The sequence below is a fragment of the Mesorhizobium sp. M0802 genome, from assembly GCF_040320115.1.
In the GTDB taxonomy this organism is placed as follows: domain Bacteria; phylum Pseudomonadota; class Alphaproteobacteria; order Rhizobiales; family Rhizobiaceae; genus Mesorhizobium.
Genome location: NZ_JAMYOY010000025.1, coordinates 55,124 through 80,322, shown reverse-complemented (window position 1 = coordinate 80,322; position 25,199 = coordinate 55,124). Strand labels below are relative to the sequence as shown.

General features: G+C 57.8%; 14 protein-coding genes and 1 pseudogene. 9 read left to right on the top strand and 6 right to left on the bottom strand.

Annotated elements, in window-relative coordinates; translation table 11 throughout:
• Positions 1 to 439: 439 nt before the first annotated feature.
• Both NKI10_RS27310 and NKI10_RS27305 read right to left on the bottom strand, forming a co-directional pair.
• Entirely contained in the window at positions 440 to 922 is a 483-nt protein-coding gene (locus tag NKI10_RS27310) for a hypothetical protein (protein WP_352862356.1), read from the bottom strand.
• A gap of 251 nt (positions 923 to 1,173) precedes the next feature.
• Positions 1,174 to 1,416 (bottom strand): DUF6471 domain-containing protein, encoded by a 243-nt coding sequence (locus NKI10_RS27305; RefSeq protein WP_352862355.1) that lies wholly within the window; start codon positions 1,414 to 1,416, stop codon positions 1,174 to 1,176.
• A 90-nt stretch (positions 1,417 to 1,506) separates the two neighbouring features.
• Here NKI10_RS27305 and NKI10_RS27300 point away from each other — a divergent pair.
• The 6 genes and pseudogenes from NKI10_RS27300 to NKI10_RS27275 all read left to right on the top strand — a co-directional run.
• Positions 1,507 to 1,987: pseudogene (locus NKI10_RS27300) on the top strand (transposase); the annotation flags it as partial.
• Positions 1,988 to 2,271: 284 nt separating this feature from the next.
• Positions 2,272 to 3,705, top strand: coding sequence for a hypothetical protein (locus tag NKI10_RS27295; protein WP_352862359.1), 1,434 nt, complete (start codon positions 2,272 to 2,274; stop codon positions 3,703 to 3,705).
• On the top strand, positions 3,698 to 4,516 hold the full coding sequence (locus NKI10_RS27290; RefSeq protein ID WP_352862354.1) for a hypothetical protein: 819 nt from the start codon (positions 3,698 to 3,700) through the stop codon (positions 4,514 to 4,516). Before NKI10_RS27295 ends, NKI10_RS27290 begins: the two co-directional genes overlap by 8 nt.
• Entirely contained in the window at positions 4,516 to 5,829 is a 1,314-nt protein-coding gene (locus NKI10_RS27285; RefSeq protein WP_352447976.1) for a hypothetical protein, read from the top strand. Before NKI10_RS27290 ends, NKI10_RS27285 begins: the two co-directional genes overlap by 1 nt.
• The gene (locus NKI10_RS27280) at positions 5,826 to 6,866 is read left to right on the top strand and encodes an OmpA family protein (RefSeq protein WP_352862353.1); all 1,041 of its coding nucleotides are present in this window, start codon (positions 5,826 to 5,828) and stop codon (positions 6,864 to 6,866) included. The genes NKI10_RS27285 and NKI10_RS27280 overlap by 4 nt, the downstream gene beginning before the upstream one ends.
• Positions 6,867 to 6,924: 58 nt before the next feature.
• A complete protein-coding gene (locus NKI10_RS27275) occupies positions 6,925 to 8,052 on the top strand; it encodes a DUF4236 domain-containing protein (protein ID WP_352862352.1) in 1,128 nt (375 codons plus the stop codon).
• A gap of 59 nt (positions 8,053 to 8,111) precedes the next feature.
• Here the strand turns inward: NKI10_RS27275 and NKI10_RS27270 are convergent, their stop codons facing one another.
• Positions 8,112 to 8,939, bottom strand: coding sequence for a thermonuclease family protein (locus NKI10_RS27270; protein ID WP_352653098.1), 828 nt, complete (start codon positions 8,937 to 8,939; stop codon positions 8,112 to 8,114).
• A gap of 536 nt (positions 8,940 to 9,475) precedes the next feature.
• Between NKI10_RS27270 and NKI10_RS27265 the strand changes: the two genes are divergently transcribed.
• From NKI10_RS27265 to NKI10_RS27255, 3 genes are all read left to right on the top strand, one after another.
• Positions 9,476 to 15,064 carry a DUF3320 domain-containing protein gene (locus NKI10_RS27265; protein ID WP_352862351.1) on the top strand — a complete coding sequence of 1,863 codons (5,589 nt, stop codon included), beginning with the start codon at positions 9,476 to 9,478 and terminating at the stop codon, positions 15,062 to 15,064.
• 71 nt (positions 15,065 to 15,135) lie between these two features.
• Entirely contained in the window at positions 15,136 to 16,395 is a 1,260-nt protein-coding gene (locus tag NKI10_RS27260) for a metallophosphoesterase family protein (RefSeq protein ID WP_352522085.1), read from the top strand.
• Entirely contained in the window at positions 16,392 to 19,862 is a 3,471-nt protein-coding gene (locus NKI10_RS27255) for an ATP-binding protein (protein WP_352862350.1), read from the top strand. The genes NKI10_RS27260 and NKI10_RS27255 overlap by 4 nt, the downstream gene beginning before the upstream one ends.
• Before the next feature lie 626 nt (positions 19,863 to 20,488).
• Here the strand turns inward: NKI10_RS27255 and NKI10_RS27250 are convergent.
• From NKI10_RS27250 to NKI10_RS27240, 3 genes are all read right to left on the bottom strand, one after another.
• Complete coding sequence (locus NKI10_RS27250; protein WP_352535966.1) at positions 20,489 to 21,706, bottom strand: MFS transporter; 1,218 nt, start codon at positions 21,704 to 21,706, stop codon at positions 20,489 to 20,491.
• A 57-nt stretch (positions 21,707 to 21,763) separates the two neighbouring features.
• Positions 21,764 to 23,200, bottom strand: coding sequence for an RNA polymerase factor sigma-54 (gene rpoN, locus NKI10_RS27245; protein ID WP_352862349.1), 1,437 nt, complete (start codon positions 23,198 to 23,200; stop codon positions 21,764 to 21,766).
• Positions 23,201 to 23,269: 69 nt separating this feature from the next.
• Positions 23,270 to 23,803: a peroxiredoxin gene (locus NKI10_RS27240; RefSeq protein WP_352662714.1), complete on the bottom strand. Its 534-nt coding sequence runs from the start codon at positions 23,801 to 23,803 to the stop codon at positions 23,270 to 23,272.
• Positions 23,804 to 25,199: the final 1,396 nt, after the last annotated feature.

The window sequence follows — 25,199 nt, the reverse complement described above, 5'->3', positions numbered from 1 at the left end:
GACACTCTCCAGTTCCGACAGTGGAAGCCCGCCCGCCGAAAGGTTGGGCGGGCTTTTACAGTCAGCGTCCTTCCATCCGCAGCAGCCAGGATGTTTAGGCACTTTCGCGTATGTAAACGTTGACAGTTAAGGCGCTTTCGCCTCGTAGGCAAGTTGTGTAACGCCTTGTTATTAAACAAAAAATGTGAGAACGCCTAGTTGCTTAGGCGAAAAGCGCCTTACCGAGCGGATATCAAAAATAAAGATTGTAGCGATCTTGCAACCGCCCGAGGCCGCTTTACGCGTTCAGAGCAAGTCTAAGGCCGATAAGTCATCGTTTTGCTTATGATTCTTCACGTCACGGCGGCGGTAGGTGTAGCCGGGAATGTCCTGCAAATGGAACGTATTGCCGGGAGGCGAGTAGCGGTAGATAAATCCGAATTGGCCGGTGATCCCGTTGTTAAGTGATCTCGCCATACAGATACATATGGAAGGGAACCCGCCCTATGTGAGTATCGGACAGGAAAAGCTCATTCAGCACATTGTTTGTGATAGGGCCGCCGCGATCAAAAGCTGCAGGGCTAAGAGCATCGTCTGCCCCGAGCACCCGTTCAACGTCATTGATTTCTCCGGGATGGTAATGCGGAGTTGGCGGCAAGTTGCAAAGCCGGAGGCTCGCCCGAATCTCGTTTATGATGGCAGGAGTGCGTCCGAAATTCTTGATCGAGTATGCCGCTTCCGGAATTGGTCTTTTGTTGTCGGGCTTGTCAGCCCAATCGTGCGTCACCCACACCAACGGTTTGGTGGCGGTGACGAACAAATACGGGCGCTCGATATCGAGCAAAGCCTTTTCGGCAATGTCGGCGCTGCGCTGGGTGTGCCTAGCAGCCTCTTTGGCGTAGTAAGCAGCGGCCATAGCAGCGGCGAGCGTGAAAGCACCCACGATAGCGCCAATGGTGGTCCAGTTCGCCGACTGTTGGGCAGCGTCGGCAGCCTTCCACTGGGCACACAGATCGGAACTGCGATCATCGTGACCTGCTTGGCATGGGTTAGTGTAACTTGGGGGTTCATTTGCCTGTTGGACTGGCGGAGGACTCGCCGCAACAGGGTTGCCTATGGTCTCTTGATGCTGTTCGGAATGTTGGGGCTGAGTGCTCTTGCGCTCGTCTGGCGGTAAAGCCGCCCCGAGTAAAACTACTCCGAAAGCCGCAATGAGGATGCCCCGATAGCGTCTAAGCATTGCAGTAAGAACGCAGCGCTAAAGCCCCCCCGGCTTATTTTGTTGTTCAAATTACGCTCGGTTTCGTGAATGTCCATAGTCGCCAATTTTTCGGCGAGTTGGGCATAGGTAACGCCCTTCCGCTTCAACTCTGACTTCAAAAGGTTCTTGGCTTTCGTCTCGTATTCGACGGTCTGCGGGTCGTCCTTGCCTGCCATAGCCTCGCCTCAAAAAATATCATCACAGTCGGTGGTACAGGCCCCTGTATTTGGCGATACAAGCCCCGCATATAACCGGATATGATGACAATGGCCCAACACTTCCTCCTTTCCGCCGAAAGCCGCTCCCTTTCTCTGAAAGAGATTTACAAGGGTGGCGAGGAAAAGGCTTACGACGCGTTCAAGCGCCTTCGCTGGGCTTCGACTCAAGGCGAGCCTGTTTGCCGGAAATGCGGGTGCCTGGATCATTACGACATTCCGACCCGTCGCAAGTTCAAGTGCGCCGCTTGCGGGGGCGCAGTTCTCGGTTACGAGCGGCACGATCTTCGCCTTGGCGCAAGCTGTCGTTTGTCGATCTGCTCGCCGCGATCTGCCTGTTTGTTAACGGCGCGAAGGGCATGTCGGCGGTCCAGTTCTCTCGCGATCTGGACGTGCAGTACAAGACCGCCTTTGTGCTGGCTTACAAGCTGCGCGAAGCCTGTCGGCTGAAACCAAGAACGAAACCCTTGAAGGCGAGGTCGAGATTGACGGCGCTTACTTTAGTGGCGTGGTGCGCGCCGAGGGCGCGCGCTTCTGCTACTGCGCGAACGCCTCTGGAGTCGATTTTTAGCAGCTCATTGGCGTGAGCTTCAGTTCCTTCGCCACAAAACCCGGCGGAGAAGAGTATGCTGCCTCGCCTATTCATTGGCCCAAGTCCGCTTGCCACGGCAGCTATCGTTGTCATTTTTACATCAGACGATCGTCGCGTGAGCAGTGGACCGCAAAGTTGCGAAGACGCAGTTGCCCTTTGCTTCTACTGTGCATAGAAGCCATTTGTGCGGGCAGAGGTACAAAAATGGGTGCGGTGCTGTGGGAATAAAATTCGAAAAGCTAAATAAACTGCGGGAGTCTCTACTAGAGGCAAATCACGATTTCCGCGCCAGCACCCAATTGTTCAATAGCTTGGATGTCGCGAAAATTGGTCGCGAAATGGATCTTGAAGGTCGTGGAACGCAGCGAGGCGAGGCTAACCAGCCCCCGAAAACGGCCAAGAATTTCGACGATATAGAGCACACAGTTATCGAGAGGGTCGAGGACGAAAAGAAGGCCGCACATCACACACTCGAAGACAGCCTACAGCTACTCTCCGGCCGATTGGCTGGCCTCGACTTTGAAGAGCAGTTTGGTCTGATCCGTCAGGCGAACGCCGCCAGTGTTTCCGATTTCAAGGCCTCGATCGCGGTGGGCCTGGACGAACTTCACGGATTGCGCAAATCGCTCAACGATGCGGAGAAAGAACACGACTGGTTCAAACAGAAGCACGGGCTTGTCCGGGCTGTGAGGGTTCAACACGGAGCGGCCCATGTTTTCCGAGTGTCCCTGCTAATCTTCCTGTTCCTCATTGAAACGGCGATGAACGGAAATTTCCTCGCAAAGGGAAATGAACAGGGATTCTTTGGCGGGCTCCTCGAAGCCGCCGCTTTCTCGTTTTTGAACATCGGCGCCGCTCTGCTGTTCGCAATATTCTGTGCACGCCTGGTGACTCACAGATCGCTTTTTGTGAAGTTGATCGGCGCGCTGTCGATAGTGGCCTATATCGGCTTGGCATTGACCATAAACCTAGCGCTTGCGCATTACCGCGAGGTTAGCGGGTCCTTTGTGGACGGAGCCGGCGTCGAGGTCGTGCGCAGCATGCTCGCCAATCCGGCTGGCCTTATGGACGTGAAATCCTGGCTTCTGTTCGGCATTGGTCTCATGTTTTCGATCTTTGCGTTTATCGACGGCTGGTTCGTTCTCGACCCATACCCGGGCTATGCGGGTGTCGAAAACAGATTGGTGGCTCGCCGGGAAGACTACATCGAGCGCAAGAGCGAGCTCATCGAGGCTCTGCAAGAGGTGCGCGATGAGCACAACGAGAAGGTGGAGGACATCGTCAAGCGGCTGGGGAGCAGACGCAGGGAGCATCGAGCGATCATCGACCATCGGTCGAGGCTGCTGACGCTCTTTGCGCAGCATCAAGACCAGCTGGAGCGAGCCTGCAACCAGCTTCTCTCAAAGTACAGGGAGGCCAATGTCCAGGCCCGCACAGAGCCAGCGCCAAAACATTTTGCCACACCCTACAAACTTGAGCGCATAAAACCCCTGATATCGTCCGACGATGAATGGAGCGAGAAGGACCTGGGCGCCTCAATTCGTGACGCGCAGGAAGAACTCAACGCTCAGGTGCGGCTCATCGGGCTGGAATGCGAGCGCGGGATCGAACAGTACCGAGATCTCGACAAGCTTCATCCGGATAGCGTGAATGGCTAGGCGGGGTCGCAGAAGAAAGAAAGGCAGTGGCGGCACAATTGTCGCAGCAGCCGGGTTGGCCGTGCTGTCGGCTGTGATGCTGGCCGGTTTTGTTTGGATGTGGTCGAGATCCGGGAAGGACCAAATCGACATCAGCACGAATTGCCCACTGAACGGACCTGTGAGCCTGACAGCGGTCTTGATCGACGCCACCGACCCGATTTCGCCGATAACCATGGCGGATCTGAAGAATGAATTCCGCAAGACCATTGGGCGCGTCGAGCCTGGCGGCTATCTCAAGATATTGACGCTGGGCGCGAGGCCCGGCGACCTGACTGTGATGTTTGATGGATGCAATTCGGGCGACGGCTCGACGGTCGACAGCTGGACGAACAATCCGTCTCGGCGGCAGAAGAAATGGGAAGATGCGTTCGAGGACCCTTTGACGAACCTTCCCGACCAGATTCCCAATGGAGAATCCGCGAGCCAATCTCCGATCATGGCCGGAATTCAGAAAATCAAACTGTCGCTATTCGATAGCAGTTTGGCGAAAGAGAAGACCGCTAAGCGAATAATAGTCGCGTCAGATATGATCGAACATACGGCGCTGTACTCACAATATCGTTCGGGTCTCGATTATCAGAAGTACCTTGATAGCGCGGCTGACAGGACTTACGGGACATCGCTCGATGGCGTCGGGTTTACGATACTCTACGTCGATAGGGCGAAGAAGCCATTTGGCTCTTTCGAACATGCAGAGTTCTGGACCCGGTGGGTTCAAAGCCATCATGGTGATTTTGAGAAGCTGGTAGGGTTGGAGGGGTTAAACTAATGGCCAAGAAGCGAGGGGAGTCGTTCTTAGGACATCCGAGCCTGCCCCTTTTCGTCTTTGCGACGCTAACCCTGGGTGGCTGCGTGTTCATCGCAATAGCCAAGCTGTCGGGCGTAGACCCTATAATGGCGGCGAGCGCACCGGTGTGCCTGATGCTCATCTATCTTGCCGCGTCCGTCTTCACCGGCAAGCTACGGCTCCACGATGAGCAAACAGGCGACAATCTCTACTACATGGGTTTCCTGTTTACGTTGACGAGTCTCGGCGTATCGCTGTTTCAGTTTGGTTCCGAAGGATCCACCGACACAATCGTGAGGAACTTTGGTATCGCGGTGACGTCGACGATCACGGGCATTGCTTTGCGGATCTTTTACAATCAGATGCGCCGCGATCCTGCCGACATCGAACGGACGGTCAGGCACGAACTCGCGGATATGACGCGGCGTGTAAGAGCCGAGATGGAAAGTGTAACCAGGGAATTCGCTGACTTTCGCCGCGTAAGCAATCAGATGTTGGAGGAGGGTTTTGCCGAAATCGCCGTTCAAGCGGAGCGGAACGGAGAGCACATAAGATCGGCCCTGGATAAAATCGCGATGGAATCGATCAGACCAGTTCAAGAGGCCTCGGGAAAGCTCAGCAATGCTTTGAGCCACAATTTTGGGCAGATCGAAAGTCAGTTCTCGTCGATCGCACAGCGCGTCGAGGCGGCAGCCGATCTGCTCGACAAAGCCAACAGCTCAATGTCCTCTTCAGTTGGCAGACTGGGTGAACAGGCCGAAAGCGTAGCCACCAAGTTGGAGAAGGTTGTCGTCCCTGATGAGGTCCTTAAGAACGATCTGGCGCCGATGGTGAAACTTCTTGGCAGCGCGGTCGCTCAGTATGCTGTCAAAACAGAGACGGCTTCGCAGGAACAGCAAGCCCGCATGGCGGGCATCGTTGATGCTGTGGCTAAAGTGGCCGCAGGTGTGGAAAAGGCTGTGGCAGCCGCAGAGCAAACAGCGGAGAGCGTCCAAGCGCAACAACGCTTGACCCAGGCGCTTGCCGCAGTGGTGCAAAAGCAAAGCAAGGACACCGGAGACCTTGTCGCAACCTTGGCAGGAAGAACCCTTCACGCGCCGAGGCCTGTTCCCCCTCTCAACGCTCCTATCGCGATTGAACAGCCACTGGCAGATCTGGCCGCAAATGACACCGTCGAGAGCGCACCAATTCGGGTCGAGCCTCAGCCCCAACCAGACGCTTTCCAAACTCTGGGAAGCGAGCCTCCCGCCGAACGAACGGAACCGCCTAAGCGAACCAGTTGGTGGGGCAGGTGAGTGACGCTGGCGGGACTTCGGTCGTCTTCGAGCGCAAGGGTTATGGCCGCGGTTTGATACTGGGCCTGACCATGGCCGAGACGATGCTGCTTTTGGTGTTCTGCCTGTTGCTAGCAGCCGGTGCTATCATCACGAAAAAGCAGAAAGAGACCGATGAGGCACTGCGAGCCACTCAATCAAACAAGGAAAACGTGCAGAGGCTCGAAGCCGAGAACAAGCGGCTTGTGGCTCAGATAAAAGCGGTGTTTCAGCCCACGAGGGGAGGAACCGTTCCCGACGAACAATGGCGCGAGCTGGTCCTGGCCAAGGATGCTGTTAAGTCGGTCAAGGAAGCAGGTATTTCTCTGGAGGAGGTCGTGCGAAATGCCCCTGTCGCGAAAGTCCTTGCGGACAACGACATAAGCGTTGATCAGACCAAGGCCATGATAGATGCGGCGAAGGTCTTGAGAGAATTTGGTTACGCCGGCACCGACAAAGGGCTGCAGGATCTGGCTGATGTGCTCAAGGAGGCTGCAGAGCCGACGCAAGCAGCAAAACCTCACGATTGGCCGCCGATCATCAGTCTCAGCGAACTGGATGGCTATAATTTCGATACCGGAAGCGCAGAGCTTTCGAATGCCTTCAAAACAAAGTTGCGCGATCTTGCGAAGACCATCGCCGGGACTGCGACCTCGTACGGTGTCGACGTGATTGAGGTAATTGGACACACGGACGAACAGGCAATGGCGGGCGAATCCTCCAACATGGACAAGGGGCTCCAACCGGTCCTGTCAGGGAAAGTGGAAATCGGCTCACTCCATCCCGCCGACAATGCCGGTCTTGGGCTGGCCCGCGCGATCTCAGTTACAAGTGTGCTCAGTGACATGCCCGCATTAAAGGGGTTTACGATTTTGCCGATGTCTGGTGGTCAGCTCATCCTGCCCGGCGATCATCTCACCGACGGAGCGCAGATGGGCGATGTACGGGCTCGAAGGCGCATCGAGATTAGGGTGAGGCAGCGATCAAAATTGGCGCGGGTTGGTGGCGCCAAGCCATGAATGGGGACGAGAGACTGGCGCCTTAGCCGGTACGGCAGTTGAGTTGGGGGGGTGGGCTATGGGGTTTTACGTTCGAAAATCGATCAGTGCGGGACCATTCCGCTTTAACTTTTCGGCCGGTGGGGTTGGCGCTTCCGTTGGCGTGAAGGGCCTCCGCATCGGCACTGGGCCAAGAAGTCACTACATCCACGCCGGCGTGGGTGGGCTCTACTATCGTGGCACTTTAGGCAAGGCCAGCGCGAAGAAGGTAGTTCAGCTCTCTCAAACCCCATCTGCGCCGCAACCCCGTCCACAATTCTCGCCCCCGGAATACGTCTCTGACGGCGTCGTGATGAGAGAAATCGAGTCCCGCGATGTGGTGGAAATGCGTGACGAGACATTCGCCAATGTGCTCGATGAAATCAATGCCACGCAATCGCAGACGCGGCTGTCCGTAGCACTCGCGGTTTTGTTCGGGATTGCAGGTTTCCTTGTGGGGACCAAGCTCGGAGGAGCCGCACTGGTGCTGGGCATAGGTGCCTTTGTGCCGGGTATGCTCATTGGCAAATGGTTTGACAGTTACCGCCGGGTGAGCGTGCTCTATTACGATCTGGAAAAAGACGCGGAGGCCGCCTACGGGCGACTTGTCGGCGCGTTCGAAACTCTCACCGGCTGCGCAGGGAGATGGCATGTCGCTGCCGACGGCAAGATAGAGGATCTGACTGCTTGGAAGCGAAATGCCGGGGCCAGCATGCTGGTCGACAAAAAGCCTACGACACTTACAAGCTCCTTGCCGAAGGTTGTACGCAGCAACGTTACTCCGCCTTCAATCCATGTGGGTCGGCAGGTGCTCTTCTTCATGCCTGACCTCGTGCTGGTGAAGGACGGAAACCGATACGGCGCAGTCGGATATGCCGATCTGCAGACCCAATTCGCCCCGAGTAATTTTATCGAGACCGGCAAAGTTCCATCTGATGCGGAGATCGTGAGCTACACCTGGGCTCACCCAAACAAAAACGGCGGGCCTGACAAGCGCTTCAAAGAAATCGGCAGATCCCTGTATGCCGCTACGAAGCGTTGCGGTTTTCTAGCCCGTCCGGACTTAACGAGCTGGTGGAATTTTCCAAGACAAACGTCAGCCAGCCCTTTTGCCAGGCTCTATCGGCACTCGCGCAATTGCATCGAAGCTCCGACCGCCAATTCATAACGCGAAATCCGCACACTAGGGAGTGATGGTTGGGGATGGGCTCAAAGCGTGAGCCCAGGTCAGCAAACGCGTTCGCACGGAATCCCGTCGCTATCTCGATCCAACTTGCTCCCCCATGAGCAGTTGGCGAGATACCAACGTGCTTCTTCGCAAGAAGAAATCTGCGTGCACAAGCGGCGAGGTTGGCATGAGTAGCTCTGTGCTACTTGGCGACGGCTGACAAGCCCAAAGGGGCTTTTGGTTGGGCTCGCAGCTTCGGCATGTTGTTCGCGCCAATCCCAAGGGTTGTCAAACGTCCCAATCCAGATTCCAACCTTTGCGGTTTCAGCATTAGTTTGCTGTTGCGCATAGGCGCCGTGGCTATAGCGGGGCCAGTCCAAGGCTTGGCCATGTTCGACCATCCAGGACGCGACGCTGACACCGTCCGCGCGCCGACAATCGCCGACGAAGCGACGGTACCGATCCCATGAAACAAATGTGCATTGGACAGGCTGCGAAGCCGCAAGGAAATTCGCCAATGCTTCGGCCGCCCGGCGCCCGCAGGGGTATTGATGTGCGCTAGCGTCATTGCAGTATTGGCGGCTTTCGGGTGCATCGATGCCGTTGAAGCGGACGCGCTGCCCGTGGATCTCTATCGTGTCTCCATCAATCACCGATGCTATGCCTACAATCGGCCCCCGTCTCGACCCGGCCGAGTTTGCTATATCGAGACCACGTAACTGGTCACCCGAGCCTGTAAAATAGTGGGTCGCGTAAGCAGCCAAGGCCACCACGATCACCACGATCAGAGGCAAGCGCACATCTGGAGAGAAACGTCTGCGGACGATTGGTTCCGCGCCGCGCCTTGGTCGCGCGCGGCGACGATGAGAATAGCGATTGTTATTCAATTTCCGATCCTTTGTGAAACGCAAGCTGCATGATTTGTAACGTGCCTCTGCACCATTCATAGGCGCCTTTTTCGCTGGCGCTGGTTTGCCTTGTAGTTCGGCGCTTTGAACACCATGGTGCCTTCGCAGATCAGCCCGAAGTCACGACTTTGTAGTTACCTTTTCCGTAAACACGAGCATCTTTCCGCGCTGGAGCCTACAAGTTTTCTTGGAATGAAATTAGGAGGCAGATTCAAAAAGAAGTCGGCTTGTGCGCCAGTTGGTCGTGGCCGGCGAGGCGGATGCCAGAGCTGCCAACACCTCGTCCACACGTATGATGGCATTTTGTCCGAAAGGGAACCTCGAGATCAAGGTGGGGATGCGAAGTGTCCGGAACATTAAACAAACATCCGCAATTTTTCCACCAAGCCGCAGTGGTCACAATACTAAACGATTGAAGTGTTGGTGGTTGCCATTCGAGGTTGAAAAACCAGCATTTTATGTTGCGGACAGCCCCTGTCTAGGCTCTATGTGTCCAGCCTATCAGGGGGGTGTGAGTGTCGGAAGTTGAAAAATCGGTCTTCCAAAGCGATCTGCCTTTAGAGGAAAAGCTCGAGCGAGCCAGGATGGAATTGCTCGACCTTTCTGCTCGCAACCGACTTTTGAATGTGCCACGGTTTTCAAAGAGCGCGAAGACGATCGATATTGTCGACGAGAGGTCGTCTGAGATCTATCGATTGCTGGTGAGCGAAGGAAAGGCTTTTACCTTCCTGGCCGGCAAGCCGGATCGGCCGAAGGCAGGCCAGGTTGAAAGCAGCCCTCCAGACGAGGAAATCGACTATTCCCCCGTTGCTCTTGCTCAGCCTGAGGACGAAGGATTCGACGATAGAGGGGTATCTGCGCGACATTCTGACACCAAGCTTCAGACGAGGATGACCCCAACGGGGCTGCAGCGCCGGCTCCTTGATCTCTACCACGATGCCCGCACACTTGAGGAAGAGCAGGGCGTCAATATCCTTTTTCTGGCCCTTGGCATGCTGAAGTGGATTGACCCGAGCAACAAAGAAAACATCCGTCAGGCTCCTCTCATTTTGGTCCCGGTACGGCTGGAGCGAGGGGCCGCTGGAGAAAAGTTTCGGCTGCGAGCTCGTACGGAAGATCTTACCGCAAACCTCTCCTTGGAACTCTATCTCGACCGCATTCACAAGCTCGCCCTGCCGCGTTTTGAAGTAGGAGACGACTTCGACGTCTCGGCCTATCTCGATGCCGTTGCCGAAGCAGTGTCGACCAAAGAGGGTTGGCAGGTGCTTGCCGATGATATGGTGCTCGGCTTCTTCTCGTTCGCTAAGTTCTTGATGTACCGTGACCTGGATCCGGATCTCTGGCCGGATGGCGCAAAGATTATCGAACAACCGAAGATCCGCTCGCTTCTTTCAGATGGTTTCGAAACACGCGAACCGCTGATGTCGGACGACATTGCGATTGATCCGCATATCGCGCCTGCCGAAATGTTGCATATCGTCGACAGTGACAGTTCTCAGACGCTGGCGATCCATGATGCAAGAAAGGGTCGCGACCTCGTTATCCAAGGTCCTCCCGGGACAGGAAAATCGCAGACGATCGCAAACATTATCGGGTCGGCCGTTGCCGATGGAAAGACCGTGCTGTTCGTTGCGGAAAAAATGGCCGCACTTGAGGTCGTGAAGCGACGGCTTGACACTGCGGGGGTGGGGGACGCCTGCCTTGAGCTCCATAGCAACAAGGCAAACAAGCGCATGATGCTGGATGAGTTGCGGCGCACCTGGCAACTCGGATCGCCTCGCGGACAGCTTGCTTCTTCCCTTACTGAACGCCTGCTGGAGGCTAGGGATAAACTCAATGCACATGCTACAAGGATGCATGTTCCATTTGGAACGTCCGAACTCACTCCATACCAGGTTCTTGGCCAGCTAACCCGACTAAGGCAGAACGGGCAAAAGCCAGTTGATATTGAACTTGAGGATGCCACCGCTTGGACGAATGACGGTGTCTCGCAACGTCGCAAACTTCTCGATGACGTGTCTCAGCGGATCAACGAGATCGGCTTGCCGATCCACCACCCATGGCGGGGAGTTGGCCTGGATGTCGTTCTACCAACGACCATTGAGAGGCTCGTCCCACGCATTGCGTCGTCGCTGGATCAAGCAAAGGCTCTGCACGCCAAACTGGCCGATATTGCTGAGCGGATCGAGGCGAAGCCTCCGCAAATCCTCAGCGACAGCGGCGAGGTAGAAGATCGCGCTGAGCTTCTCGCGTCCGCACCTGGACTTCCTGCCGAGGCGCTAGTCTCGCCGGTTTGGGATGAGCGTCCAAAGGACATTGCATCGCTTCTCTGGACAGGAACAGATTTCAACCGCAAATCCGAGGAACTGTCGGAGCAGTTGGTGGCGACGGCTATCGACACGCCAATTGAAGGTCTCGAGACAGAGCTTGCTAAGCTTCCTTCAGACTTTCCGAAAGATGGTTTCGTTCGTGCGCGCCAGCTAACCGTGTTGCTCCCACGCTTAAGAGAAGAAGCTGAGCGGCTAAATCAAGAACTGGGGTCTACGGTTTTACCGGACACGCTTGCAGGACTCCTCAGGTTAGTGATGACCGGCGAGAGAGTTGCGGCAGCCCCCGATGCGAGCCCTGAGGCATTCGCAGCCACAGTTTGGGACTCCGGGCTGGAACAGGCTGGTGACCTTGCCGACAGCGTAGCAACGCTAGAGACTGCTAGAGCCGAGCTTCAGGGCAAAGTTGTTGATGCCGCGTGGAGTACCAACGTAGCCGCGGCGCGGCAAGCGCTCGCCGAGCACACGGGAATATTGAAAGCATTGAATGGCGACTACCGTCGTGCCACTGCACTTGTGCGGGCTATTTTGCTGGCCCCTAGCGCGCCTGCGGCGGAGATAGTGGGTCTCCTCGACATTCTAATGAAGGGCCAAGCGGCCGCAGCAAAAGTGCGCGAAGGCGACGCCTTTGGCCGTTCCGCCTTCGGAGCCGATTGGCGCGGTGAGAGATCGTCTTCGGCACCACTCCAGGCCTTAGTGGAGTGGATGCGCACGCTGAGGGGACTTGGCTCGGAACCGCGAATTATAGCCGGGCGGATGGCGGAGCGCTCTGAAGCGGGCGCGCGTGCGGTGCGAGTTCGTAAGGTGATCGACATCGGTCAGCCGATTATCGAGGGGTTTTGGAACGATTTAGGCCACCTTGCGTCATCCATGCAAGGTGACGTGGCTTCCGCCGAGCGGGCCTCGCTGCAACTGATGGAAGCGAAGGCAAAGACTGTATCTCAAGCCGATGACGCGTCACGACAGGTGCTGACTGACGTTCCAGATCTGATCAGTGAGCGGGTGGAGATACTGCGCCGACTAGGCAGACTACAAGCGCTTGATCAAGAGATCGAGGACGGGGAAAGCCTTGGCAAGTTCGCATTCGGCTCGTCGTGGCTCGGTCGAGGATCCGATTGGGCCGCGCTCGCGCAAGCCGAACTTTGGCTGAGAGAAAATGGCTCAATCCGGCATTTGGCTGCGCGGTTGCCTGAAAGAAAAGAGATCGCAAACTTGGCGCGTTCAGCGCGTGAAGCGGCCCAAGCGGCAGCGCGGGAATTGAAGGCGCTTGCAGGGGATTTGAAAGCCGATGCTCCCTCCTTGTTTGGAGTAGACGATTTTCCAGACGTCGCGATAGTCGAGGTTGTTTCTCGACTGGAGGGGTGGCTCGATCATCAGGAACAGCTCTCGAAATGGGTTGCCTATGGAGAGCGATCCGAAACAGCCCGAAAGGCTGGACTGGGACAGTTGATAGACGGCCTGGCCGACGGCCAGATTACAACAGGATCGGCGCGATCAGTCTTCGATATGGCCTACTACGAACGCATGTTTCTAGCGATGGCGACCGATGAGCCGGAGCTGGCAAGGTTCGACGGGGAACTGCATTCCAGGGCTGTACGTGACTTCGCCGATCTGGACCGACAGAGGATCAAGTCCGGTGCCATCGAAGTTGTGACGGCTCATCACCGAAAAATTCCTTCAAGAGACGGCGGAGCTGGACCAGTCGGACTGCTTCGTTCTGAGATGGCGCGCAGACGGGGCCACATGCCTATCCGGCAGTTGATGCAGAAGGCAGGGCCTGCCATCCAGGCACTCAAGCCAGTGTTCATGATGAGCCCGCTTTCGGTGGCCCAATTCCTGTCGCCCGGCAGGATGTCCTTCGATCTTCTTGTGATGGACGAGGCGTCTCAGATACAGCCTGTGGACGCGCTTGGCTCGATCGCCAGGGCCAATCAGGTGGTCGTTGTTGGCGACGAACGCCAACTGCCACCCACGACATTCTTCGCGAAGGTGACAGGCTCGCAGTCTGAAGATGACGAGGGTGAGGGCGCGCAGGTCGCCGACATAGAAAGCATCCTCGGCCTGTTCACGGCCCGCGGCTTGCCGCAGCGTATGCTCCGCTGGCACTACCGTAGCCGTCACCAATCTCTGATCGCCGTATCGAACAGCCAGTTCTACGAGAACCGGCTTTTCATCGTGCCAAGCCCCTATACCCAAGAGGCAGGCATGGGGTTGCGGTTTAATCATGTGCCAGAGGGGGTCTTCGACTCCGGTGGCACAGGAACCAATCCGGTAGAGGCGAGAGCAGTAGCCGAAGCGATCATCCGTCATGCGAAGGTGAACCCGCGAGAGACTCTAGGCGTTGCAACATTTTCGGTTAGCCAACGCCGCGCGATCCAGGATGAACTCGAAGGGCTGCGGCGACTAAATCCCGATACGGAGGAGTTCTTTCACGCGCACCCCAGCGAGCCATTCTTCGTCAAGAGCCTTGAAAATGTTCAAGGCGATGAGCGCGACGTGATCATGATCTCAGTGGGGTATGCCAAGAATGCGCAGGGGTACATGGCCATGCGTTTCGGCCCTCTTGGTGCGGAAGGCGGCGAGCGTCGGCTCAACGTCCTCATAAGCCGCGCCAAGCGCAGCTGCGAAGTATTCGCGTCCATCACAGACGAGGACATCGACCTGGAGCGTGGCAAAGGGAAAGGCATCTTCGCCTTCAAGCTCTTCTTGCACTACGCGAGAACAGGGCGAATTTCGCTTGCCCAGGCCACGGTTCGCGAAATGGATTCAATCTTTGAAGAGCAGGTAGCCAACGCGCTGATCGGAAAGGGTTACCAGGTTCATGCTCAGGTTGGCATTGCAGGCTTCTTCATCGATCTCGCGGTTGCTGATCCGGAGAGGCCAGGCCGCTATATTCTTGGCATCGAATGTGATGGCGCAGAATATCATTCATCGCGCTCGGCCCGAGATCGAGACCGGCTACGGCAGTCTGTTCTGGAAGACCATGGTTGGATAATCCATCGCATCTGGAACGCTGACTGGTTTCAGAGGCCACGCGAGCAGCTGGAGCGAACCATATTAGCGATTGAGGCTGCGAGAAAAGAGCTCGATGAGCGGGCCGAATTGGGGGTCCAGAGAAATCGTGCTGTAGCCGTGCAGGTTGTTACGGTCGACAGAGGCAACGTGACGGAAATCGGTCTCGAAAGCACAAAGGGATCCGAGATACCCAATCGAGCCTACGAAGAGGCCGAACTAAACCGACCGGGATCGTTCGAACTCCACGAGACGCCCAGCGGAATCATGGCCGGACTGGTCGAGCAGGTGGTGGCTATAGAAACACCAATCCATGTCGACGAAATAGTTTCGCGTATTCGGGGCGCGTGGGGTCTGCAGCGGGCCGGTGGCAGGATTCAGGATGCAATCGAGCGAGGGGTAGGCATAGCGCAGAGAGGTGGTGCAGTAGCCCGTCGAGGCAGCTTCTGCTTCAAGCCAGGTGCTCCTGTTCGTCTCAGGGATCGCAGCGGCGTCGTGTCCGCTGGATTGCGCAAGCCCGAAATGATTGCGCAGGACGAAGTCGCCCAAGGCGCCATGGAAGTCGTGAAATCCAACCTCGGTGCGACGGAGGAAGAAATCGCAATAACCGTTGCGAGAATGCTGGGCTTCAAAGCCACAAGTGCACAATTGCGGCAGTTGATTTCAGCTGGGGTCGCCGATTTGATTGCCAAGGGCTTGCTGCGGCCCCAAGACGGTTTGTTGGTGGCCGGCGAGTCCGCGAGCGAGGCATTAGCTGAAGTGTGACCGGGCATTGTAGAGCCCTCGTTGCAATCTCTGTTGAAGCTCGGAACACCTCTTTTGCTGGCGGAGGCCGAATGGCATTTCGATTCGTACACACGGCCGATATTCATCTCGACTCGCCGCTGCGTTCGCTCGCGATGCGTAATCCCGATCTTGCCGGGCTCGTGGGCGACGCCAGCCGCCAGGCATTCGTTTCGATAGTGGATCTCTGCCTAGAGGAACGCGTGGATGCGTTGGTAATAGCCGGCGACTTATACGATGGTGATCAAACCTCGATGAAGACGGCGCGGTTCCTGGCAGCGCAGATGACACGCCTGCACCAGGCCGGCATCAGGGTTTTCAAGATCCGCGGCAATCATGACGCCCTGTCGCGGATTTCCAAACAGCTGGTGTTTCCTGACACCGTGACCATTTTTGGCGGTCGTGCTCAGTCGGTATTGCAGACAGCCGGCGGTGTGGACGTCGTTTTCCATGGTTTGAGCTTTGCGAACCCTAAGGCGCCGGACAGCCTGCTGCCCAAATATCCGGCTGCTCGCGAAGGAGCCGTCAATATTGGCATCATGCATACCAGTCTGGCCGGATCGCCCGGTCACGACGTTTACGCGCCCTGCAGCATCGCTGACCTGCACGCCCACGGTTTCGACTATTGGGGGCTTGGCCACATTCATCTTCGCCAAGTCCATTCCGGCGCAAGCACGGTGGTGATGCCGGGAATACCGCAGGGGAGGGACATTAACGAGGCCAGTGAGAAATCAGTTTCCCTAGTAACGGTGCGCGACGACCGTTCGGTGGAGGTCGAGGAAAGGCTGACCAGCGTTGCGCAGTTCGAGCGGGTCAGCGTCGACCTTACCGGAGCAGTTGAGTGGCCGGAAGCCGTCGCGCGTGTTCGCTACGCACTCGAAGAGATGCGGGCCACCGTCCGCTCGCGTCATGCTGTGGCCCGCGTTGGCCTAACAGGAACATCACCACTGATGTGGGCGCTGATCCGCGACAAGGACCTCCTTCTTGCCGAAGCCGAACAGGCTGCGGAACAACTGGGCCATACGTGGGTGGAGAAGCTCGAGCTTGACCTCGCGCCACCTCGGGCGGAGACGGCCGAGGATACTGCTGATCCGATTTTCGAACTCGAGCAATCCATGCGCGCCGATGCCACCTCGGATGCCTTCCGCGCCGAGGCGAGGGCGTTCGTCCAAAGGATGGTCGCCGACCTTCCGGCCGACGGACGGGATTTTGCTGGGAAGGACGAAGCCGGGCTGGAACGGTTCCTCGATCAGGTGCTTTCCAAGGGCGCAGACTTGGTGACTTCCCGCCTTAAGTCCGGTGGATCGTCATGAGGCTGCAGCGCCTTGACCTCATTCGCTATGGAAAGTTCACCGATGGTACGATCGACTTCGGACCCAAACCGGAATCCGGACCTGATCTGCATATCGTGTTTGGCCTGAATGAGGCCGGCAAATCGACAGCGCTTTCCGCCTATCTAGATTTGCTGTTCGGCATCGAGGAACGGAGCCGCTACAACTTCCTGCATGAGTACAGCGCCATGCGCATCGGTGGGGTGCTGGAACTGGCCGGCTCCGAGCACACGTTCACGCGTACGAAACAGCGTACTAATTCGCTATTGAACGCGACGGGCCAATCGGTGAGCGAGGTGGCGATCACGGCGCATCTCGCCGGACTGTCGCGTGACGCTTACACGACTATGTTTTCACTCGATGACGAGACGCTGGAAGCCGGCGGAAAATCGATCCTGGAGTCGCGGGGCGACCTCGGCAAGCTCCTCTTCACGGCCAGCGCCGGTCTTGGGAACGCAAGCGATACGTTGAACGGCCTCGAGGCCGAAGCAGACGCGCTGTATCGGAAGCAGGCGCATGGCACCGAACTGGCGCTGCTGAAGAAGCGCCTTGTTGACGTGAAGTCGCGCAGGGATGCGATCGACACACTTGCATCGACCTATGAGGGGCTGGAGGCCGAACGTCTCGATGCATCGCAGCAGTACGGCCGAACCATCAGCGATCGGGCGGTGCTGGTGGCCAGGCTGGATACTATTGCTCGTTACGTACGTGCTGCGCCGATGCTGGCGGATATGCGCCGCAAGATTGCCCGGCTGGATCAGCTGCCGGACATCACCTCCCCAGCCCGGACATGGACGGGAAGTGTCACCGAACTGATCGATGACGATGCCAGCCTCAGAACGCGACTGTCCGCAAACATCGATGAGGTCGAGCGGCTGTCGGCAAAAGTCACTGCGGTCGACGAGGACGAACGGATCCTGTCGATTTCCGAACGCATTCGCAGCCTGGCGGAGGGCAAGGTGCGCCATACCGCGGCTGGCTTTGACTTGCCCACTCGCAGGATGGGGCTGCAAATCCTCAACAACACCGTGGCAAGCTGCCTTGCCGCGTTGGGCCGGTCTTCCGAGCCGGATCCTGCCGCACTGCTTCTGCCTGCCGTCACAGTTGGCGTCGTTCGCGCTATGGTCGAGCAGAGGTCCGGTATTGCTACGGGCGCGCGCGCCGCCCGCGACGAGGCGGCGGCAGCACTCGATGCGTTGCAGGTGGCAAGGCAGCGGGTCGGCGAGGAAAGGGCGGTGCCCGAACCCGCCAGGGCAAGGCTGGGCTCGGCTTTGTCGAAAGCGCGAGCAAGCGGACACAAGGCAGAGATCAAGACGGCTCGCGAGGCGGGAGATGCGGGAACAATCCGATGGAAGGCATCGCTGGCTCGCTTGCGTCCATGGAACGGAGATGCCCTCGCTCTCGCCAACGTTGCGGTTCCGAGCGCCGGGCAGATTGCCGCCTGGAAGACAGTAGCGTCAGTACTGGCAAGGAACACCGCGGTACTTGCCGAACGCCTCGCCGAATACGAGGGCAACCATGCAATGCTCGCCGCACGATTGGATGCCCTTCGAGCCTCGGTCGACGTTGTCGACGATGAAGCGGCTGCCGCCATCCGCCGTCTCCGCGATGATGCGTGGGCAACGCACCGCGCAGTGTTGACTGGTGACACCGCTGACGATTTCGCCGTGGCACTGACGCGCGATGACGTTGCCAGCGCAGGCCGGCTGGCCGGCGCGGCGGATCTGGCCGAGATCCGGGCAATGACGCGTGCCCTGGCCGAGGCCACGGCCAACCTGTCACGAAACGGCATCCAAAGCCAACAGCTCGTCAAGGATGCGGATACCCAATTGTTGGAAATCCGTGTGGCCGCCAGCGAGCTCCTCGGAGAAGCCCTGGAACCTTCGTCTGAGCGCCTGATCGAAAGGATCGAGGATCAGATCGAGGCGCGCAGCGATGCGCTCGCTTCCTGGGAGCAGATCGAACTTGCTCGCTTGAAAGCCGAGCGAGCCGCTGACGCCGGCGAGCAGATACACTTGGAAATGAGAGCGGCGCTGGAAAGCGTCGGCATAGTATCAGAGCCCGGCGACACCCTCGAAGCAATCATGGCCATCGCGGAGCTGTTTCTGGACCGGCAGCGCAAGGTGGACGCCGAGTATGCCGAGGCGCTCAGAATGGTGAGTTCCAAAGAAGAGGATCTAGCTGCCCGACGGGTTGCGGTAGGGGTGGCGGAGCGTCGCGAGGAGGAATGGCTGGCCGGCATTACCGAAGCGCTCAAGGGAACGTGGCTCGAAAGCGGTCTGTCCGCGTCAGGCGTTGGCGCTGTGCTCGATCAATTGGCCGAACTGTCAAGAAGCCTGCAGGAACGGGAGGATCTGCAGCTGCGTATTGACAAGATGGAGGCCGACAGGGCCAATTTTCTGGTCGAGGTCATCGCCGTTGCGGTCGAAGCCGACGAGCCGACGAAGGATGGCGAGCCGGAGCAGTTGGCCACCCGCCTTGCCGAGCGCCTGGAGCGTGCCGAGCGGACACGTGAAACGAAGGCAAGCCTCGGCAACGAGCTGAAGCGCCTCAAGGAGGCGCGCGAAATCCTCGACACCGAGATTTCGGCACACGAACGCCGCAAGAATGAAGTGCTGGGCGTCTTTGGCGTCGCCACTCTGTCCGAGGTAGTCGAACGCGACGAGCTGCTGCGTGAGCGCGACGGCTTGCGCACTACCGTCGCCGAACTTGAGGAACGGGTAGTGGCGGAACTCGCAGTCGATGGATTCGACCAGGCACGCTCGATCCTGGAAGCGATCGATTTCGACAGCCTCGCGGTCGAGAAGGCTGAGGGCGAGCAGCGGCTTCGCCAGTTCGATGAAATCATCCAGCAACAGCTGATCCGACAGACCCGCGCGGCAGACAAGTTGGACGCCATCGGCGGTGACAGCGCGGTTGCCCGCCTGGATGCCGAACGGCGCACAACCCTGTTGGAAATCGAGGAGAAGGCCGTTCGCTACATTGAGCTGAAGCTTGGTATCATGTCGGCTGGAAATGCTTTGCGGATCTACCGTGAGAACCACCGTTCGGGGATGATGGCGAGTGCATCAGACGCATTCAAGCTAATGACCCGTGGGCAGTATTCAGGCCTTACAACCCAGCCCGTCAAAGGCGAGGAGGTTCTCATCGCGGTGCAGCGCGACGGGCAATCCAAGCTCGCTGAAGCGCTTTCGAAGGGCGCGCGCTTTCAGCTCTACCTAGCACTGAGGCTCGCCGGTTATTACGAGTTCGCCCAATTCCGGCCCTCGGTTCCCTTCATCGCCGACGACATCATGGAAACCTTTGACCATATTCGCTCGGAGGAAGTTTTTAGATTGTTTGGGGAGATGGCGAACACAGGTCAGGTCATCTATCTCACGCACCACAAGCACCTATGTGAAATCGCCAAGGCTGTTGTGCCACAATCTACCATTCACCAGCTGGATTAGGCTCGATTAGAATTCGCGTCAAAACGGATCAACTAACCAACTCGGCTGACATAGGAACCTTCGATCGAATCCATCATGACGTCCCATAGAGGCTGAGAAATGCCTATTTTGTTCTGCAATGTTGCGTGGATGAACGACTTCGCCGGGCGGAGCGCGGATGACCCGCCTCTCGGTGGCGGGGCATTTCGAGTAAGCAGGGTTATTGCGCCGAAGAATGCAACTTTGTTGCAGCCAATGACGGTTACGTTTACGTCGCTTCGAGACGATTAAGGGCGAATTGGATCGGCAGGTGCGCCCACAATATGGGTTCAGTTCAAGGGGCGTAACCCGCCCAGCACTACAAGGATAAGATCAGGTCGCTAGGACGCTCGCCGAAAATGCATTCGTGCTGCCCCGGAGGGATAGGCACCGTGTCAAAGGGTGGAGTGGCCAGGCAAGCTGATGGTATGCGAACGATACGACAGATCGATCCGCCAGAGCATTCGTCAAGAGAGTAAAGGCATTATCGAAGGCGAGCCAGTCGCTCCCGTCGGGGCATCGCCCGCAAGCGGAGGATCGCGCCGCGCCGTGCATGCGATTGGACCTCTCGTCCCGCTGCGCTGCTGAGATCTCTCCTGTCAGGCGGTCTAGGTTCCGCGCTTCGGGCCGAGCAGGAAAACTATGAGGGCAGCGACGAACGTGGCAACAGCACTGTAGGCAATGGCGCTGGCGATCCCCGCATTCTCCACCAATAGCCCGCCGAAAATCGCGCCGGCTGCGATTGCCACTTGGAATGCAACGACCATCAGCACACCGGCGCTTTCGGCCTGCTCGGGAACGGCCCGCCGCACCATCCACGTCTGTAATCCCACCGGCACCGCGCCGAAGGCAAAGCCCCACGCGCCAACCGCAATCCCCGAGGCGAAGGCCGATGCCCCCGCCGTCAGTAGCGAAACAGCCGCTATCCCTATGAGCAGCGGTGCAAGGGCCGCGACTGCCTTGAGACTGTACTCGGCCAGAAGCCCGCCGGCCAAATTGCCGAAGAATCCGCCGATGCCAAAAGCAAGCAACACAAGCGAGATCGTCTCGACGTCAAGCGCGGGAATCTTTTCGAGGAAGGCGCGGATATAGGTGATTCCGGCGAAGTGGCCGGAAGCGACCAGCAGGATGACAAAAAGCGCAACCTTGACCATCGGAATTTTTGCCACATCCAGCAGGCTGCGGACGCTAGTCACTCCAATCGGAGGCAGTCTCGGAATGGTTATGAGCTGCACGAGCAGTGTAGCGACGCCGCCGGCTGCGGCGAGCATGAAGGCGCTTCGCCATCCCCAGATATCGCCGACATAAGCGCCGATTGGAGCTGCGCAGACGGTAGCTACGGAAACGCCGGTGAGGATGGTCGACATAGCGCGAGGCAGGAGGTGGCTTGGAACGAGCCGCATCGCCAGTGCTGCCGACATCGACCAGAAGCCTCCGAGCGCTATGCCGAGCACGACGCGTGCAGTCAGGAGAACCGCCAGCGACCACGCGCCGGCCGCCAGAACGTCCGACAGGATCAGCAGGACCGTCATGGTCCACATGACGGTCCTGCGGTCCAGGCGCTTTGTGATGATGGCCACCGTCGGCGCCGAGATCGCCCCGACGATAGCTGTCGCCGTCATCGCCTGCCCAGCCGCTCCCTCGCTGATACCGAGATCATGCGCGAGGGGCGTGAGCAGGCTGACAGGCAGAAACTCTGCCGTGACCAGCCCGAAGGTGCCCAAGGAAAGCGAAATGACGGCACCCCATGCCGGGCCAGACGGTGGGACTGGCTTTTCTGGGTCGTGCAGAACAGCGTTCATAACGCCTGCTGCGGATCGGGTCATGAACGAAGTCTCCACTTTGATGCAATGCAACGTGATGTTGGCTGCCTTGACCCAAATCTAAAAACACAAGCGCATTTCCCGGCGGCGTTGTACGGAGGAGGGGATGTTCATTGCTTCGCGATACTTTGTGACGGTGCGACGCGCAACATCAATGCCGGTTTCCTTCAGCCGGACAGCGATGTCCTCGTCGGAAAGCACGTCGCCGGGAGATTCTGCGGCAATGATCGCTTTGATCCGATGCCGGACAGCTTCGGCAGAGTGCGCATCGCCGCCTTGGCAGGACGCGATCGCGACGGTGAAAAAATACTTCAGTTCAAAAACTCCGCGCGGGGTAAGCATGTACTTGTTCGAGGTCACCCGGCTTACCGTCGACTCGTGCACGCCGATCGCGTCAGCGACGGTTCTAAGATTGAGAGGCCGCAGGTGGGCGACGCCATGTTCCAAAAAGGCATCCTGCTGACGCACGATTTCAGCCGCAACCTTAACAATCGTCTTGGCGCGCTGATCGAGGCTGCGGATTAGCCAGTTCGCGTTTTGCAAGCATTCTTCGAGAAATGCTTGATCTTTCGAATTTTGGGCAGTCTGACGCGTGACTTCGGCATAGTAGGTTTGGTTGATCAGCAGCTTCGGCAGCGTGGCGGGATCAAGTTCGATCTGCCACCCGCCTTGCGGCGAGGGCGTGACCCAGACGTCGGGTATGATTGATTCAGACGCACCGGATTCGAATCTGTTCCCAGGCTTTGGGTCGAGCGCACGAACCTCATGCATCATGTCGAGAAGGTCTTCTTCATCGACGCCGCAATGCTGCTTCAGCGCCTCAAAATCGCGTCGCGCAAGCATTTCAAGATGGGCAACCAAAGCTGCCATTGCCGGGTCGAGCCGGTTTCGCTGGCGCAACTGAATCTCGAGGCATTCTCTGAGACTTCGCGCAAAAACTCCCGGTGGATCAAATTGTTGCAAGGTTCCGAGAACCCGTTCCACAACAGCCTCATGGACATTTAGGCTCTCGGCCAGCTCCAAAAGGTTTGCCCGAAGATAGCCAGTGTCTTCCAGATCGGCGGCAAGCTGGCCAGCGATCAGCCGCTCCTGTGGTGTGAACGCAGTGAGGGCGATCTGACGAGCGACATGGTCGTGCAATGTTTCGGCGAGGGTAGCAAACTCGTCGAGGGAAGGGCCATTGCCCGGCGGGTTGTTGGTCGTGTTGCGAAGTGATTTCCATTGCCCGAGCCGTTCAGGCGACCCTGCCCCGGTCGGACCTTCAACGACGTTTGCCCCAAAGCCGACAGGCTGATCCGCTCCCGAAATCGAAGCATCGTCAAAAGGCCCGCCATCGTTTGACGCAGATTCCAAGAGCGGGTTCTTTTCGATTTCCCCCTCCACGAACTGATGCAGTTCGGTATGCGTCAGTTGCAGCAAGCGAATCGACTCAATGAGTTGAGGCGATGCGACGATGGATTGCTTCTGGCGCTGAAACAGGCTTGCTGAAGATTGCATGGTGAGTGCGATAATCCCGTCGAGGAGCCTCTTGGGGCCTGCAATGGCGCCAGTGAGACGTTTTCTAGGTCATGCGGCGGCTTTCAGCGTTTCGAGAACGTTTTGCGGGGATGAGACGCCATACGGGTCGGCCTCGCAGTTGTCCGAGAAACCTTCCTCCTCGAACCAGTGCTCCACCACGCCATTGTTGATCAGGGCGGCGTAGCGCCATGAGCGCATCCCGAATCCGAGATTGTCCTTGGCAACCAGCATGCCCATCTTGCGTGTGAACTCGCCTGAGCCATCGGGGATGAGCTGGACCTGCTTCAGGCCCAAGGACTTCCCCCACGCATTCATGACGAAGGCATCGTTGACTGAGAGGCAGTAAATCGCGTCAATTCCCTGCTTCGCAAACTCATCATAGAGCTCTTCGAACTTGGGCAATTGGTAGGTCGAGCAGGTCGGGGTGAAGGCGCCAGGCAGCGAGAACAGGATGACCCGCTTGCCGGCAAAGTAGTCGTCAGATGTTTTTTCTTGCCAGCGATATGGATTTGGCCCCTGGACTGACTTATCGTGAACACGCGTGAGAAAGGTGACGAAGGGAACTTTCTTTCGAACTGTCATCAAGTTGCTCCTGAAGAAGACTGCGCTGAATTCTGGCAGAGGCTGGCGCAATACCGGGCAAAGGCTCGTATCCCCGGCACGGAATGAGGGCCTCGCGGCTCGCAACCTCCTTTTTTTCCTCCCGACGTACGGGAACGTCCTGGCTGCTGGCCTTTGCCATCCGAACGCAATCGATCTGAGCGAGCTGGACACCGTCGAGCCGCTTGCTTTCCACGGCTATGGCGCCGGAAGCGGGATCGGTCACTAGCGATAGTGCGTTTGGAAAAAGGATAGCGGCCGGAAGGAGCCAATATCGCAAAGCATGTGGGGGCCTGAAATGTCACTTCACGCAACAGACCCGCGTCACTGGACTCCGCGTCACTGGACTGGTTCAGCATGTTGTCGATATGTGACAGTGACCCGCCGGCCTTGGCTTGGGTGACGACCCTTTGACAAGGCTTTTCGGCACTCACATGCTGAACAGAACCGGCAAACCGCATTTGCGCGCGCGGCCCGTGTTGGCGCGCCGGCATCGGACCAGCCATGCGCAAAGCGGCCACCCAGAACGGACTTCCGGAGGAGACGATGCCCCGATGTTCAGCTGGAAGGGGCACCGTCTCCTCAGGCCACGGTCTGGAGCTTCGCGTATCGGGCATGGCACAAGTCGCTTTCATCGTGATTTGATGGTGCTCTAACCAGGAGCAGCAAGCGGCGTGCCATTTGGAATAGAGGTGCCGTTGGACCGCCCCCTTTCTTCTCGGAGGCCGTGTCTTGGAAGATCGGGCGCGCGCTATAACCGCCTCGTCACACAGGCAACAACGATGCTGTATGGTGCGGATATTCGGCGCTTCGGCCCCGGCTGGGCAAAGAAGACCGGAAGCCGAGCCGATGCACTACCTGAGGCTGGCGGGCACTCCAGTCATTGCGTAGCGTGTGCCGCTAGCATTCAAGCGCAGGCACGGCTATCGCGAACACGCGCCTGTCGCGGCAACATGAGCGCGCGCTCTTGGGCAAGCGCTTTGGCCCCGTGAGGATCGAATTCCCCAATCGTGTCTGTTTGCCGCCCTCTTATGTCCGAAACTGGACCAGAATGTCGCTAGCATGACCTAAAGGTCGCCAAGGCGTTCTGTCCGACACTGTTCCGTCGCCTTTGTTGGCCCGCGACACCGGCCTATTTCGCCTAGCTCTTCTCTGGCCTCAGGCTAAGCCCGTAAAAGCATCACAGATTTTTTTCTTAGGTCGGCCAAATTGGCACGAGTTTTGAAGCCTCTTCGTTGCGGGCCGGGAGCCGCCGACCGACTTTCATTTCGTGGATGGCACGAATGGAACGAAGAAAGAAAAGCAAAATGTCAAATCCGCGTCGGATAGCGTCTATGGGCATGGTGTGCTCGGCGAAACCGCCCTTACCCAACAGCTC

Coding starts and splice junctions, on each gene's coding strand:
- NKI10_RS27305 (WP_352862355.1), bottom strand. CDS start 1,416: ATGGCAGGCAAGGACGACCCGCAGACCGTCGAATACGAGACGAAAGCC.
- NKI10_RS27260 (WP_352522085.1), top strand. CDS start 15,136: ATGGCATTTCGATTCGTACACACGGCCGATATTCATCTCGACTCGCCG.
- NKI10_RS27290 (WP_352862354.1), top strand. CDS start 3,698: ATGGCTAGGCGGGGTCGCAGAAGAAAGAAAGGCAGTGGCGGCACAATT.
- NKI10_RS27275 (WP_352862352.1), top strand. CDS start 6,925: ATGGGGTTTTACGTTCGAAAATCGATCAGTGCGGGACCATTCCGCTTT.
- NKI10_RS27255 (WP_352862350.1), top strand. CDS start 16,392: ATGAGGCTGCAGCGCCTTGACCTCATTCGCTATGGAAAGTTCACCGAT.
- NKI10_RS27250 (WP_352535966.1), bottom strand. CDS start 21,706: ATGACCCGATCCGCAGCAGGCGTTATGAACGCTGTTCTGCACGACCCA.
- rpoN (WP_352862349.1), bottom strand. CDS start 23,200: ATGCAATCTTCAGCAAGCCTGTTTCAGCGCCAGAAGCAATCCATCGTC.
- NKI10_RS27240 (WP_352662714.1), bottom strand. CDS start 23,803: ATGACAGTTCGAAAGAAAGTTCCCTTCGTCACCTTTCTCACGCGTGTT.
- NKI10_RS27285 (WP_352447976.1), top strand. CDS start 4,516: ATGGCCAAGAAGCGAGGGGAGTCGTTCTTAGGACATCCGAGCCTGCCC.